Source organism: Marilutibacter spongiae, assembly GCF_014145325.1.
Classification (GTDB): domain Bacteria; phylum Pseudomonadota; class Gammaproteobacteria; order Xanthomonadales; family Xanthomonadaceae; genus Marilutibacter; species Marilutibacter spongiae.
On record NZ_JACHTF010000050.1, the window covers coordinates 1 to 797 of the forward strand.

The 797-nt window shown below is 59.1% G+C and carries 1 protein-coding gene; it reads right to left on the minus strand.

Annotated elements, in window-relative coordinates:
* Window positions 1-155: 155 nt before the first annotated feature.
* A complete protein-coding gene (locus H4F98_RS16655; RefSeq protein ID WP_182688942.1) occupies window positions 156-542 on the minus strand; it encodes a VOC family protein in 387 nt (128 codons plus the stop codon).
* Window positions 543-797 lie beyond the last annotated feature (255 nt).

Sequence of the window (797 nt, forward strand, 5' to 3'; positions counted from 1 at the left end):
TTGAACGATAGGCCCCTGCGCCGCGGATTCCATGATGGCCCGGACGATCAACGTCCACCCCAAGGCCGAATACACGACTGCAACCGCACCACTTCCCGACGATCGAAGATCAGCTAAGGCAGCCCTGATTGACGGAGGAGTCCATACATGAATTGTTAGGGCACACTCTCGCGCACCTGGAAGATATTGCCCTCTGGGTCCACCGCATTGCACACGATGAAACCTGGGCCGGACCATTGCTCTGGCAGAACCTCACCCCCGAGTGCCGATGCTGTTTGACTAGCTTGCTGAAGGCTTGGGACCGTAAAGAAGAACTTGTAGGCCGCATTGTCCCGCTTGACCGGTGGGCTGGAAATGTCAACTTGAGCGGCGATATGGGCGGGCATGGCGTTGACGGTGATCTGGAGGTCCGGCGAGCGCAATACCACCAAGCCGGGTGCAGCATGCGCACGAGACATGCCAAGAAGCGTTTGATAGAAGCTAGCGAGGCGCTCAAGGTCTTTTGCGTAAATGAAGAGGCCAGCAGAGGCAGGACCGGACATCAAAGCTCCTTGTGGAAGTTGCGACGCACTCGCAGTGCGCCCTAACACCCTGAGTTGAGGTGCGCCGCCCGATGCGGTCACCCGAAGCCGATCATAACGCGAAGCATCCCGGGTGCAGCGAGCTATGAAGCGGCGTCAGCTCCGACGATTAGTTAGACGTACAAAGTAGGCCGCTACGCGTTGCCTGGGTCCATCTTTCGGCCTCCCGGAAAGCGGCCGCAGCGAGCGGATGGATGCTCAGAAGCCAGCAAGGCC